Raw genomic sequence first — 13718 nt, 5'->3', positions numbered from 1 at the left:
ATCAACATCCAGGCAGGGGTGGCGCTCCACCTCGCCGACGACCTGCCCGCCGAGGCCCGCGACGCACTGACGGCGATCAAGGCCGCCAGCAAGGACGCCCTTCTCGAGTTGCGCTCGATCCTCGGAGTGCTGCGCCACACGGACGAGGAGGAGCCGCGCAGCCCGACGCCAACCTTGGCTCGCATCGACGAGCTGATCGCCCAGGCCGCCCTCACCGGGGTCGAGGTGCGCCTCGACGTGCGCGTGGACGTGGGGCGGCTGCCCAGAGCTACAGACCTGGCCGCCTACCGCATCGTGCAGGAGTCGCTCACGAACGTCGCCCGCCACTCGGACGATCCGAATGCGACGGTGCGCATCTACACGGATGGCGAGGTGCTCGTAGTCGAGGTGCTCGACGAGGGTTCGGGCGGGAGCCCGGGGAGCGACCTTCCGAGTGGCGGCAGCGGGATCGTCGGGATGCGGGAGCGGGCCGCCTCGGTGGGCGGCGGCCTCGTCGCCGGGCCCCGTGCCGGGCGGGGCTTCGCCGTCCGCGCCGAGCTTCCGTTGGGACCGCAGGCGTGATCCGCGTGGCCCTCGTCGACGATCAGGCGCTCGTGCGCGGCGGCGTCCGCTCGCTCCTCGCCGCCGAGGACGACATCGAGGTGGTCGGAGAGGCGGGCGACGGCGAGGGAGCGGCCGCGCTGGTGCGCGCCGAGCGTCCGGACGTCGTGCTCATGGACATCCGCATGCCCGGCGTCGACGGGCTGGCCGCCACGAGGTCGATCACCGCCGACCCGGATCTCGAGCGGGTTCGCATCGTCATCCTCACCACGTTCGATCTCGACGAGTACGTCTTCGAAGCGCTCCGGTCGGGTGCCAGCGGCTTCCTCGTCAAGGACACCGAGCCCGCCGACCTCATCCGAGCGGTCCGCACCGTCGCCGCCGGCGAGTCGCTCCTGGCGCCTCGAGCTACCCGGCGGCTCATCGAGGAGTACGCCGCCAGGTCGAAACCGGCCGACCTGGCGCCCGACCTCGGGCGACTCACGGACAGGGAGCGTGAGGTGATGGGGCTGGTCGCCGCCGGTCTTTCGAACGGCGAGATCGCAGAGCGCCTCTACATCAGCGGCGCCACCGCCAAGACCCACGTGAGCCGGGCGATGATCAAGCTCGGAGCCCGCGACCGGGCGCAACTGGTCGTGTACGCCTACGAGACCGGCTTGGTTCGACCGGGCTGGACGGACTGATCCATCCTCGGCCGAGCACAGCCGGCGCCTCAGGGAATGTCGATCTCGGTCTCGCAGCCCTTGCCAGTGTCGGTTGCCTTGCCTCCATCGCAGACGTCGTCCCCCGGGCCGCCCTGGAGGAGATCGCGTCCCCTGTTGCCCTTGAGGAGGTCGCCGCCCTTGCCACCGCTGAGGGTATCGGCCCCGTCGCCGCCTCGCAGCTCGTCGCCACGCGTGCCACCCGCCAGGGTGTCGTCACCGTCGTCGCCGCGCAGGAGGTCGACGCCTTTCCCGCCGATCAGGGTGTCGTTCCCCAAGCGACCGCGCAGCTCGTCGTCGCCGCCGCCGCCGTCGAGCAGGTCGTGGCCGTCACCGCCGATGAGGAGGTCGAGACCTGCGCCGCCGCAGATGACGTCGTTGCCGCCCATGCCTCGGATCACGTCGTCGCCCCCGAGGCCGACGATGACGTCCTTTCCGCTGGTGCCGTCGATCACGTCGTCGCCGGCGGACCCCACGATCGTCGCCGGCTCGCCGTGGCACTTCTTGTACTGCCACGCCTGAACCCGGTGGGCGCCGCGGTCGGACACGAAGATCCGATCGGTGGAATCAAGGACCACATCGCCGGGCGTCGTGAACTGGCCGTTTCCCATTCCAGCCGACCCGAAGGTGAAGAGATAATCGCCGTTGTGGTTGTGAACCTGGATGCGTGTGTTGTTGTCTGCGATGTACACCCTCCGCTGATGGTCCACGAATATCCCGTCGGGCGAGGAGAACTGGCCATTCTCCGCGCCCTCACTTCCGAAGTTGCGAACGAAGGCGCCGTTCGCCTTGAACACGGACACCCGATCGCCAATCTCCTCGACGGCGTACACCCTGTCGTCGTCGTCGACGGCTACATCGATCGGGTTGTCCATCTCGCCGGCGCCCGTGCCCTCGGTCCCGAACATGCGGATGAAGGTGCCGTCCGCCGTGAACACCTGGATCCTGTCGTTGTTGGTGTCGGCGACCACGATGTGGCCCTTGCTGTTGACCACCACCCCGAAGGGGGTGGCGAACTGCCCGGCTCCCGATCCCCCCGACCCGAATTCGGACTGGAAGTTGCCTGAGGCGTCGAAGATCTGGATCCTGTTGTTGAACGTGTCGGCCACGATGATCCGATCGGCGCTGTCGACGGCCACTCCGAACGGGGAGCTGAACTCCCCGGGACCTGTGCCGGCGGACCCGAACTCGTCGAGAAGGACGCCGCCCCGGGTGAAGATCTGGATTCGCTCATTTCCCTCGTCGGCGACGATCACCCGGTCCTGGCTGTCCACTGCGAGATGGAATTGCGAGTTGAACGCCCCGGGTTCGCTGCCCTGAAAGCCCCACGTGAACCGGTACTCCGGGGGGGCCGGCACCAGCGCCGCCAGCGGCGGCGGCACGGGCTGCACGACGAAGTTCAACATCAGACAGGTCGTCGCAACCGCTCTCAGTCGTCCACCCACGGCGATCCTCCTCCCGTACCCGGCGTCACCAGGCCATCAACCGTACACGGAGCCGCCCAGCCGAGCGAGCACGACCGCGCGAACGTCAGGCACGGTGAGTCCGCTCCCCCGGCCGGCTCGGGAGGGCGGGTCTCGTCCCGATGACGACGGTGGCGCCCAGGTCGCCGGAGCTCGCCGACCGCCCCTCGAGCCCGTTGCGGGTGAAGATCTCGACGGCCGGGGATGCCTGGTCTTCGCTGGTCTCGACCAGGAGGTGGCCTCCCGGCGCCAGCCAGGCGGTCGCTGAGGCGGCCACCCGCCGCACGACGTCGAGCCCGTCGTCGCCGCCGTCGAGCGCCACCGGCGGCTCGTAGACCCGAGCTTCCCGGGGTAGCAGGCCCAACGCCCCGGTCGGCACGTACGGGGCATTGGCGACGACCATGTCGACGCCGCCTCGCAGGGCGGGGGGAAGCGGCTCGTAGAGGTCGCCTTCGTAGACACGGCCACCGGCGGTCGAGACGTTGCGACGAGCGCACACCACCGCGGCCGGGTCGACGTCGACAGCATGCAACTCGACGTCACCGAGAGCGTCGACGAGGGCGGCCCCCACTGCGCCCGAGCCGCAACACAGGTCGACGACGACGATCGGCCACGAGTCGCCCGCCAGGGCAGCGGCTTGGTTCACGAGGAACTCGGTCCGCAGACGCGGCACGAAGACTCCCGGGTCGACCGCGATCCGCAGCCCACAGAACTGGGCCCACCCGAGGACGTGCTCCAGAGGCAGACCGGCGACACGCTGCTCCACCATGGCCTCGAGATGGGCAGGCGACCCCGCCTCGGCCACGAGGAGCCGCGCCTCGTCCTCGGCGAAGACGCACCCGGCGGCGCGCAGCCTCCTGACGATGGCAGGGTCGACGCGAGATGGCGTAACCGGCATCAGATCCCTTCGAGTTGCCGCGAGCGAAGTCAGTCTGACATGGCAATCGAGGTGGTGACCGCCCTCACGCCAACATGGTGAGCACCTCCACGACCGCCTGGACCGCAGCCGACAACAGCTGGGCAATGGCTCAGCTCACGGACGAAACTCCCAGTAGTCGCCTGGTGCGATGCTTCGTTGAATCAGGCCGAACCGCTCGCTGGGACTGCGCCCGCCGTGGATGACAGCGAAGAGGTCGCTCAGCACGGAGCGATTGTCGCCGTAGTACGAGTGGCCCATCAGTGAAGTGTCGACCGCGGTCACATCGATCGTATCGACTCCCGCCACCACCACGAGGCCCTCGCCGGAGTCCCCGGCGCGGGGGTAGCCGTGGACCTTGTGGGAAGTCTCGAGCGCCACATCCTTCGAAGAGGAGTACAGCGTGACGCGACCGGCACGGCCGGTGAACTGCGTGGCGAGCTGCCGGAACGTGTCGGAGTCGATGTCGGGTGCCGCGAAGACGATCTGATCGAGGCGAGCACCTGCTTGCGCTGCCCCCAACCCCGGCGTGGATCCCAACGTCTCGGCAAGGACTCGGTTGCCCATGCTGTGGGCGACGATGTGCACGACTTCGAGCTCTAGCTGAGTCGCCGTCAGCTCGACGAACTCCCGGAAATGAGCTTCCGTCCACCGAATGGTGGCTTCGTCGGTGACATACCGAAGCACCTTTGCGGGAGACGGCCAGCTGTACAACATGGGGACACCGGCAAACGCCAGGTCGTAGGCGACCTGCGCAGTGCGCCGCAGCGCCGTGAGGAAGTCGACTCTGAACCCGTGGATGAAGATCAGGGACTCCGGAGTGCCCGCTGTCTCCACCATGGCACGCGCAGTTTCAACGAACCGGTCGCTCGCCAGCTCGTTGACCTCGAGCACGATGACGTGACGCGCCGGGTTCTCTCGGAACTCGCACCTCCAGATCCGCGGGCGCTCGAGCTTTCCCATGCGGTGGTCGTCGGGGATGGTCACGATCGCCAGGCCGGTCCGCAGGCGATCTCCGCGTGTGCCCGTGTAATGCGTACTGCCATCACGGCTGGTGTCCGGCGCTCGATCGGTGGCGTAGAGGACCGGCATCGAGACGTAGCGCTCGTGCTGACGTCGGCGTGGGATCTCACCAGCGGCGGTCGCGTCACCTCGCACCGGGTGCGCGATCAACTCCGACAGGACGCGATTCAGTCTCTCAAGCGCCTGTGGAACGGGACGAAACAGCTCGTAGATCTCGTCCTCGGCTTCGTCGTGCTCGTCGCCGTCGAGGCTGCGCAGCAGCGGCAGCATGGCGAGATCTGTCGCCTCCCACAAAGCGCCGAACAGCTCCGGTAGTTCGTCCCATATGCGGGCGATCGCCTCGTGCAGAGCGTCATATTGGCTCACGATCGTCCCTCGAGGCGTGGGCCGAGCTCGTCGCCTTCATGAGGTGCTCCACAGCACGAAGCTGCCCCAGTGGTAGGGCGACTCGAAGGGACGGTACTCGTCGGGCAGATCACCGTAGCGACCGATGATGACCGAGCACTCCATCGGTCGCCACTTCCGCTGGTTACCTTCCTTGGCCATCTCGTTGCGCGCACGATCGACCAGCATCTTCGCCGACAGATCGCGTATCCGCTCCTGCGCTTCTCGCAGGGCTCGAGCCGGATGCTCACCTGCGAGGTACGACCCGTAGAAGGCCTCGAGAACGAGAGCCGTTGAGAGGTCGTTCACCTCCCACAGGGTGCACAAGATGGCGGCCGCTCCCGCCATGGCGAAGGCGCGTGGCAGACCGAGGAACTCCTCTTGCATCGTCCGGGTCAGTGCCAAACCTGTGTCGCAAGCCGAGAGGGTGACAAGGCGGACTCCGGTGAGATCCAGATCGACGACGTCGCGCATCTCGATCGACTCGTCGGAACTGAGGACCAGCCGTGACTGGTTCCATCGGTCGGGCTCGAAGTGTCCGTGGCAGGCGAAGTGCAGGCAGTCGACCGTTGGCATCCTCTCGAGTACGAGGTCACGGCTCGCCGAACCGGACGGGAGGAGGTCGGCATGGTTGCCGAAGAGCGCGGCCACGGTTCGCGCCTCGAGCTCGGCGAACGCCAGGTCACGCGTGCCGGTGACCACGAGCGCGGACGGCTTCGATCCCCCATTTGCCGTGCTCTGACGGGAGGTCGGGAGCGTCGGGGTGAACGCCAACTGGATCGAGAGCGGGTGACGTAGCTGCTCATCTCGTCCAGTGGCCATGTCGCCGGCAGCCTTGAGGGGCATGAGCGCCAGCATCGCAGGTGCCAGCATCACGACTCTCACGTCGGCTGCGACGCGCTCCGCAATGTACTCACGGAGAGGACCGACGAAGTGCCTGCCGATCCGCAACGCGGCAGATTCCATGTCTGGCCACCAGGGCTCGGCAGGCTCCTCGCCGCGATCCATGGGGTCTGGTACCACGTTCATCCACGCCACCGATTGCGTGGAGAGGTCGAACCCTCGAGCCGCGAGGTAATCATCGACGTCGCGCGGCGCGGTCTGCAGGTCCGCATATCGGAGGTGGGGAAGGTCCAACGATTCGAGGTCCCCGGCGCCTGAGCACAGCACGACGATGGCGCCTGCATCGCTCACGATCGGGACAGCGGCCACCACGTCGCCGCTCGCCACGACCTCCGCGAGCTCATCGACACCGGCGCGCCGGGATTGCCTCTTGCCGAGGACGTCCCGCAGGCGACTCTGCAGTACCCAGTCGATTGCCTCTTCCAGCATGCCCAAGTGGGCCGCGCAATAGGCGGCGCTCTGGCAATCGATGGGGGCCGTCGCCGTGGCCACCTGGAGGATGGCGTTGACCCGGCGAAGCGCTGGAGGTGGGTCGGAGATCAACTCGGCCCTCCCTTCTTCAGTCAGGGAGTTTCGTGCGACCCTTATCATCTCTGCCTCGAGCCGGCCTGCTTCGGTGATGAGAACGTCCGCCACACGACGGCAGTCTCGATAGTGACCCAGAGCCTCCTCGTAGGCACGGGCGCCCATGAACCACAGTGCGATGCGCCGATGCGCCTGGTAGGCATCCAGTAGCTCGTTCCTTCGCTCGTGGCCGGACGCGGCTTCGAGCATGAGCTCGATCGCCTCCCGGGACGGACCGTGCCGTGAGACCGCCCGCGGACCTGTCGTCATCTCCCAGTAGTAGGCGAGCTCGGCCTGAGTCTTCAGCGCTCGTAGCCGCGCCGGCTCGCCTCCTGGCGCTTCGTCATCCCGCGTGAGCACCTCCACCGCCCGGGCGGCGTACGCGTGTGCGGTGGCCGGATCGGTTTGCGCGGTGAGCCGGGCGTACGCCTCCCACAGACTGCTCTCGATCTCAGTCGCCAGGCCGGGAAGTTCGAGGCCTTGCACCAGGAACGACTCGGCGAGCTCCAGATCGCCGAGGTCCGTCCAGAGTTGCGCCCCGGCCACGAGGCACTCGCCGAGGAGGTCGCGGTCTCCACGGCCGTCGGCGACGTCCGCGGCCGTCTGGAGGTGCATGAGGGCCTTGTTCCGCACGTAGCGCAGGTCCTCTTCTTCGGCGACACTCACGAGGGTGAAGTACCGACCCATGTTGAGCTGGTTCCGTGCCCGCGTCCGAACCAGCCCGGCGTGGTAATACAAGGACCTCTCCGCCGTTTGCAGCCATCTTCGTGCACTCGCTCCGTCGCCCACGTAAGCGCGTCGGAGGTAGAAAGCCCCGAGCTCGTCGGCATACGGCACCATCCGCCGGGGAAGGAGGGTGCCCGCCAGGCCGGCAAGCTCATCCTCTAGAGACTCCGCATCACCGTCGGCGTCGATGCTCCTCCCGGCGGCTTCGTCGGCCGTTCCCCGGTTGGCGACCTCGAGGAGACCTACGGGCCCACCCGGCTCCAACTCGTTGCGAGCTTTCTGGTACAGCGCGCCTGCATCAGAGTCGGACCCGTGACCGCCGACGAGCTCGGTGGCCCGAGCAACGTCGATCCAAGCCTCTGCCACCGCAGTCGGCGTCGCTGCGGAGCCTGGCAAACCCTCGGCCGATTGCACGTGGACTCGGGCTAGAGCAAGGTTCTGCTCCTTGGCGCCCACTTGATGAAAGCAGTAGGCGCGGGCCAGGAGACAGTGTGTCCGGTGCGCCAACACCGGCTCTCCGAGCTGCTCCAGCTCGGAGAGGGCGTGATCCCCCAGCGTGATCACGTTGTAGGTGTACATCACGTCGCAGGTCATGCACCGTTCGAGGATTTCTTCCGCAGCCTGGATTCGCACCTGTACGAGCTCGGCTGGACCATCCGTTGCCAAGTCGGTGAAAACCTCCTCGAGGGCATCCTCCAGCCCGAAGGGGTCGGGGCGCCGGAGAGGATCGACGGGGGCGAGCACCTGCGCAATCAGGGCGGGGAGCTTGTCCAACCTCGTCCCTCCCCCGTCGACAGCGGCGACGATCACGTTACTCACGGGCTCCGACCGCCGTACAACTGAGCTGGAGCTCGTATCGACATCCTGACGTGCCGTCAACCGGCCACGGGACCGAGGCTGCGCCCGGGGGCCTGCCGCGGGTCCGCGACGGCCGATCCCTATCAGCCGAGGTGCTCCATGTAGGCCCTTATCGAGGGAACGGCGGTGAGCTTCTCGTAGAAGAAGCTGTTCACGACGTTGAGGAGTCGCTGACGAGCGGCCGCGACGCTGTCCGACCTCTCGGCGATCGCCCCCGATGTGATGCTCTGCCTGAGGTCGATCAGGCTTCGCACGATCTCCGTCTCCTCCTCGCCGTCGAGGAGCTCCACCGCGACCACGACCGCCTCGTCGAGACTGCCGATCACCGTCTCCGACGAGATCGCCGATCCCTGCTCGGAAGCCTCGTCGAGGGCTCGCACGACCGCATGGATCTGGTACAGCGCCGCGGTCGGTTCGTCGAAGAGCTCGCGGATGTACGCCGCCTCGACGTACGACCCGTTGTAGCGGAAGACGTTGTACATGCGCTTGGCCGCTTTGCCGTAGTTCTTCGGTTCGGCGGTGATGTACTTGTGAACCTCGCCCTCGAGAGCCTCGACGTAGTCGTCGAGGGCGTCCGGGGAGAGTTGCTGAACGAGCTTCGAGAAGAGCGGGACAGACTCCGGCTCCAGGTAGACCTCCTGGAAGTAGTGATCGATGAACCCATCGAGCGCCGTGATCGAGCCGTCGGCTGCCTCCCAGGTCACGTCGAGCATGTTGCTCGCATTCGCCACCTGGCCGCGAACCGGGTCGGCGACGATCCAGTCGAGCTTGCACCAGCCGGCGTCCATGGCGCACTCGTCCCAGGAGATCGCGACGGTTTCGCCGTCGCCGCGCTCCACGTCGAAAGCTCCGCGCCGGATGTCCCCGGGCTGCCACGCGATCGTCGAGGCGGCAGCGTGGAGCAGACCTCCGCGTCGGCAGTCGAACGGATAGGTCCCGTACTTCACCTCGACCAACCTGTAGCCGGTGTCGCCCATGGTCGCCATCGCCTTGTCACGAAGGAGCCTCGAGAATCGGATGCTCGCCGCTTGGCGCGTCGGGGCGCGGATGTTGATCCGCTCGAAGTAGTCGCAGTCACCGGGGTATGTCTGGATCTTCGATTGGGCGGCCGAGCCGGACAACGCCAGCGCCGTCTCGATGTCCGGGCCGTCGTCGAAGCCGACGATGGCGCCGATGCGCCGGAAGTAGGTGAGGTCCTCGTCGCTGAAGTCGAGCATCGTGACGCGGTGCCCGTAGACGCCGGCCCGGGCGTCGAGGGAGATGTCCGCTTCGATGCGAGCCGATTCGACCGCGGCCAGCCACTGGATCGCCTCGTCCCGGTCGATCTCGACGCCGAGTCGGCGCGCCGAGTCGACGATCTGGTTGATATCGGGGCCTTCGACTGTTCCGGTCACTCGGGACGCTCCCCCATCCTCCTCGTCTGAACCTACACGGGCGATCCGTCCGAAGGCCAATGAGCTCCTCTCGGAGGCAGCTGTCGATCGAGCGCCGCCCTGCGCAACTCGGCGCGGTGACGGGCGAGTCACCGGTCGCTCAGAAAACTTGGGTGGAGTCGGTCGAATTCGCTGCCGGCCGATCGTCGTCACCTCGAAGGCGAACCACTCACAGGAGGAGTCCCGCGATGGCGAAGTACGCATTCATCTACCACGGCGGCGGAATGGCGGAGACCGAAGAGGAAGGCGCCGCCCTCATGGCCGCATGGGGAACATGGATGGAGGGCCTCGGGTCGGCGCTGACCGATGGAGGCAACCCGTTCGGTCCCTCGACCACGATCGCCAGCGACGGCTCGGCGTCGCCGGGCGGAGGCGCCAACCCGGCGACCGGCTACAGCCTCGTCACCGCCGATTCGCTCGATGCAGCCGTGGCGCTGACGTCCGGCTGCCCGATCTTCTCGTCGGGCGGATCGGTCGAGGTGGCCGAAGCGATCGAGATGTAGACGCACCATGCACCCTGGGGCGGACGAACAGGTCCGCCCGGGGGTGCCGTCTCACTTTCCGCGATACCGGCCGTGATCGACTGCGGTGCTCACGCCGAGCTGAGGGGCGCGAAGCGACGGCGCAAGTCGCGAACCCTTCCCCCCGGCTCGATGACCGCCAGAGGGGCGTGATGACGCTCGACACCGAGAGGGGGCACGGCGCAGCCATGTGGCCAGTCGATGATCCCCGACCCGGCCCTGGCGGCGATGACCCAGTAATCGCCCGAGCGCAGCGAGCCATCGTTGAACCGGATGCGGAGGCCGTGCTCGATGTCGATCCACACGTCACTCGCTGCTTGTTGCAGCGGTCCGTCCCAACTTCGCAACACCACGGCATCAGCCGCAACCCGCTCCGAGGGCGGATCCGAGAGCGTGACCTCGAGGGCGGCTCCGGCGGCTGCGACCTGCTCGACCCGGGAGAAGTGGGCCGAGCTGTCACCATCACGGCCTTCCACCTCGACCCAGTCACCCGATGCAGGAGTGGTTCGCCCCACGGAGAGCGAGACCGTGACGCCGCTCACTTCGGTGATCCGCCAGGCCTCGCTGCCGTTGGATCGAGACCACTTGAACGTTGCTCCACCGTCGTCGGACCCTTGGTGCACCTCGATGCGGTAGAGGTGGTTCTCCGAACCCGCGTATCCGCCCTGAGGGTCGACGCCGGGTCCGTCACCCGAGCCGACCTCGAGCGCAGGCATCTCCGACCGAGCTCGAATCACTCCCAACCGCCGGAGCGTGCGCCGGAACTCCCTCCTCGTGCGCGCTGCCTTCGGTTCCATTTCGTTCGACTCGACGGGTACGACGTGGACGCGATGTGCCACCTCGACGCGCACGGAGGTGTCGCCCCCGCCGAGCGCAGGGTCGAGGAGCGACGGGTCCTCGACGACGCCGGCCTGATGCTCCCAGACCTCGAGGTACGCCAGGTAGCGGTCGTCGTTGGGAAGTTCGATCTCGACCGGCGTGGCCGTGGAACAACGGATTCCGTCCACGTAATACGTGCCTCCCCCGACGGTGATGGTGCCGTCCGACGCCGACACCTCGAAGCCACCCGATCGGGAGGTCGGAGCGCCGTGCCAGCCGATCAGGTCGACGATCAGCTGGCGCATCATGGAGGACGATGCGACGGCCTGCTCGTTCCAGTCGGCATCGACGCTCACCCGGCCCTGCTGCAGCAACACGGACTCGTAGTGCGCGGAGCGTCGATAGGGGAAGCGAGAGAAGTCGCCCTTCATGGAGCCATCACCAGAGCGACGTTACCCAGCAGTGCGGCTGAGCCGAGCGCATCTCCGCTTTGGCGGAACGACGCGAATCGGCCTGCACTCGATGGCGGCGCCGCTCCAGCCGACCGAGGTAGGGGGTCCGACGACCGGAACCCCCTACCCAATGGTCCCTGACTAGCCGAGGCCGAGGTTGATGCGCTCCAGCAGATCCTTCTGCGCCTCGAGCTGTGCCCGCGTCGCTGTCGGATCGGCGCGTACGCTCTCCGCCGCCGCAATCACATCCGAGAACGTCGTGTCGTCGACGCCATCACCGTCGGTGTCGATCAGCTCATCCCATCCGACGGAGCCGTTGGCGAAGTTGAGCAGCGCGGCCAGCAATTGCCGGTCGAGCAGCTCCGACATGTCGGAGCTCCCGTTGACGCGCAGCACGTCGACGGCGTCGTCGATGGTCGCCAAGGTTCTCTCCTCGCTGAACACCTGGCTGACGAAGTTCACGATCTCCAGGAAACACTCCAACTCGAAGTCGCTGAAGTCGATGTCGCCGTTGCCCCGGTACTGGTGGGTCCAGTACCCGGCCGACCGAATCCGATCATCGTTGCCGACGATGATCACAACGGCCGTGTCGGACGCCATCCCTCCGTCGTCGTCGGTGGAGTCGAAGACGATGTCGTAGCGGCACGCATCGTCGAACGCGTGGGTCTCGTCGCTGGTCTCGTCCCGTGGCTGCACGGAGGGGCTCGGTGTCGGATCGGCGCCCGGCGGGTTCACCAGCCTGACGTCCACGACGTCCGGGGCGGGCGGGCCATCGTCCCAGTCCCAGCGCAGGGTCAGGTCGTCGCTGCCGGGGTCGACCGAATTGCCCGAGAAGTCGATCGGGTCGCCTGCGTTCGTGAGGAATGTCGGCACCCCGTTGATGAGGATGGCGCCGCTCTCGTCGATCTCGGCGGTCGGCGCAACGTTGTTGACCGTGACCGTCCTCGAGTCGGAGTCGGTGCCGCCGTCGTCGTCGGTGACCTGAGCGACCACCGTGAAGACGCCGTTGTCGCCGTACTGCCGTGTGCCGGTGATCGTGCCGAGATCCGCCGGCGGACCCGGTGTGGTCACCACCGGGCCGATCACCTCGGGCGCCTCGGCCGGGAAGTCCCAGTCGATGGAGCCGGTGTAGGTGTCGTTCCACCCGGGGTCGGAGAACCCGGCGGTCATCGTGTACGAGTCGCCCTCGTCGATGGTCACGTCGGATGACGTCGCCGTCACCGTGGGCGCCACGTTCAACACGGTGAGCGTGTTCGAAGCCGTGACGACGCCGGCGGTGTCACCCGTCACCGTCAGCGTGACCGTGTAGGAGCCGTCGTCGGAGCACGTGACCGTCGGCGTGAGGGTGGTGGCGTCGGCGAAGGTGCACGTCGCCCCGGCGTCCACGCCGGCGAGGGGGGCGAACGACCACGAGTACAGGAGGAAGTCGCCGTCGGCGTCGGACGCCGACCCGTTCAGCGCAATCGCCTCGCCCTCATCGCCTGACGCCGGATCGACGCTCGCCGTGGGGGCGGTGTTCGTCGGTCCCGGGATGAAGTCGAAGAAGACGTCTGGGTCGGGCCTGCCGGCCGGCCAAGCAGTGTTGGTGACGGTGTTCCGGTTGTCGCCCCACAGGTAGTAGAAGCCGCCGCCTTGTCCGGCGACGGCGATGTACTCCCCCATGTAGCACTGGGCCGCACCCGGGTTGAAGTTCGGGTTGAGCTGCGGGACGCCGAAGCTCTGGTCGGTCACCCGCACGAGGCCGCCGAACGTGCCACCTCCGTCGCTGGAGAATGCGGTGTAGACGTCGATGTTCATGTTGTTCGTGGCGTCGTTGCGCCGGTCGTACCACACGACGCCGACGTCGCCGTTGTCGGCCACGGCCACGTGCGGCTCGAACTGGTCGGTCTGGCCGCCACCGGCGCCGAGCTGAACCTGAGCGCTCCAGTTGGCGCCGTTGTTGGTCGAGGCGCTGAAGAACACGTCGCTGTGGTCGTTGCCCGCCATCGCCGGGTCGCTCGCCCACACCACGTACATGTTGCCGTCGTTGGGGCCCCCGGTGGTGTCGATCGCCATCCAGGCCTGGTGCAGCATGCGGATGCTCCCGAGCAAGGTCGGCCGGTTGGTGGCGCCGCAGGCGACCGTGTTGTCGGTGCCGGGCTGACGCAGGGCGGCGCTGTTGACCTGGACGGTCCCACCCCAGTTCACGCCGGCATCGGTCGAGCGCCGGTGGTCGATGTCGTTGTCGTTGCGGTCGGCCCACACGACGGAGACCGAGGCGTCGGAGTTGACGCTGATGCTGCATCCGAACGGCGCCCGGCCCTGCGGGGCGACCACCTGCTCGTTCGTCCAGGTGGTTCCGCCGTCTGTGGATCTCGCCACCCGCAACTCGCTGGTGTCGGCGTTGCCGTCGAGCGGCATGCTGGTGTCGATGAA

The 13718-nt window shown here is 67.4% G+C and carries 10 protein-coding genes; 3 read left to right on the top strand and 7 right to left on the bottom strand.

The window, feature by feature from the left end; all coding sequences use genetic code 11:
- Window positions 1-561: histidine kinase (locus tag VGC47_07245; GenBank protein HEX9855092.1), on the top strand; the 561-nt coding region annotated here is incomplete at its 5' end.
- Window positions 558-1223: a response regulator transcription factor gene (locus VGC47_07240; protein HEX9855091.1), complete on the top strand. Its 666-nt coding sequence runs from the start codon at window positions 558-560 to the stop codon at window positions 1221-1223. The genes VGC47_07245 and VGC47_07240, both read left to right, overlap by 4 nt.
- Window positions 1224-1252: 29 nt before the next feature.
- Here VGC47_07240 and VGC47_07235 read toward each other — a convergent pair whose 3' ends face one another.
- The 5 genes from VGC47_07235 to VGC47_07215 form a co-directional block, all read right to left on the bottom strand.
- Window positions 1253-2686 (bottom strand): 6-bladed beta-propeller, encoded by a 1434-nt coding sequence (locus VGC47_07235; protein ID HEX9855090.1) that lies wholly within the window; start codon window positions 2684-2686, stop codon window positions 1253-1255.
- Between the two features lie 85 nt (window positions 2687-2771).
- The gene (locus VGC47_07230) at window positions 2772-3602 is read right to left on the bottom strand and encodes a putative protein N(5)-glutamine methyltransferase (protein HEX9855089.1); all 831 of its coding nucleotides are present in this window, start codon (window positions 3600-3602) and stop codon (window positions 2772-2774) included.
- Window positions 3603-3737: 135 nt separating this feature from the next.
- Window positions 3738-5009 carry an alpha/beta hydrolase gene (locus tag VGC47_07225; protein HEX9855088.1) on the bottom strand — a complete coding sequence of 424 codons (1272 nt, stop codon included), beginning with the start codon at window positions 5007-5009 and terminating at the stop codon, window positions 3738-3740.
- A 36-nt stretch (window positions 5010-5045) separates the two neighbouring features.
- A complete protein-coding gene (locus tag VGC47_07220) occupies window positions 5046-8039 on the bottom strand; it encodes a CHAT domain-containing protein (protein ID HEX9855087.1) in 2994 nt (997 codons plus the stop codon).
- 122 nt (window positions 8040-8161) lie between these two features.
- On the bottom strand, window positions 8162-9472 hold the full coding sequence (locus tag VGC47_07215; protein ID HEX9855086.1) for a hypothetical protein: 1311 nt from the start codon (window positions 9470-9472) through the stop codon (window positions 8162-8164).
- Between the two features lie 227 nt (window positions 9473-9699).
- On the opposite strand from VGC47_07215, the gene VGC47_07210 reads away from it, so the two are divergent.
- The gene (locus VGC47_07210; protein ID HEX9855085.1) at window positions 9700-10014 is read left to right on the top strand and encodes a hypothetical protein; all 315 of its coding nucleotides are present in this window, start codon (window positions 9700-9702) and stop codon (window positions 10012-10014) included.
- 89 nt (window positions 10015-10103) lie between these two features.
- On the opposite strand, the gene VGC47_07205 is transcribed toward VGC47_07210, so the two are convergent.
- Together VGC47_07205 and VGC47_07200 are read right to left on the bottom strand one after the other, a co-directional pair.
- Entirely contained in the window at window positions 10104-11282 is a 1179-nt protein-coding gene (locus tag VGC47_07205) for a DUF6519 domain-containing protein (GenBank protein HEX9855084.1), read from the bottom strand.
- Window positions 11283-11444: 162 nt separating this feature from the next.
- Window positions 11445-13718: PKD domain-containing protein (locus VGC47_07200; protein ID HEX9855083.1), on the bottom strand; the 2274-nt coding region annotated here is incomplete at its 5' end.

This window comes from Acidimicrobiia bacterium, from assembly GCA_036396535.1.
In the GTDB taxonomy this organism is placed as follows: Bacteria; Actinomycetota; Acidimicrobiia; order Spongiisociales; family UBA5794; genus DASWKR01.
This window is presented reverse-complemented; position numbering and strand designations above follow the sequence as displayed.

What these genes read in the sequence shown, in the direction of transcription:
- VGC47_07230 (HEX9855089.1), bottom strand. Translation starts at nt 3,602, where the DNA reads ATGCCGGTTACGCCATCTCGCGTCGACCCTGCCATCGTCAGGAGGCTG.
- VGC47_07210 (HEX9855085.1), top strand. Translation starts at nt 9,700, where the DNA reads ATGGCGAAGTACGCATTCATCTACCACGGCGGCGGAATGGCGGAGACC.
- VGC47_07205 (HEX9855084.1), bottom strand. Translation starts at nt 11,282, where the DNA reads ATGAAGGGCGACTTCTCTCGCTTCCCCTATCGACGCTCCGCGCACTAC.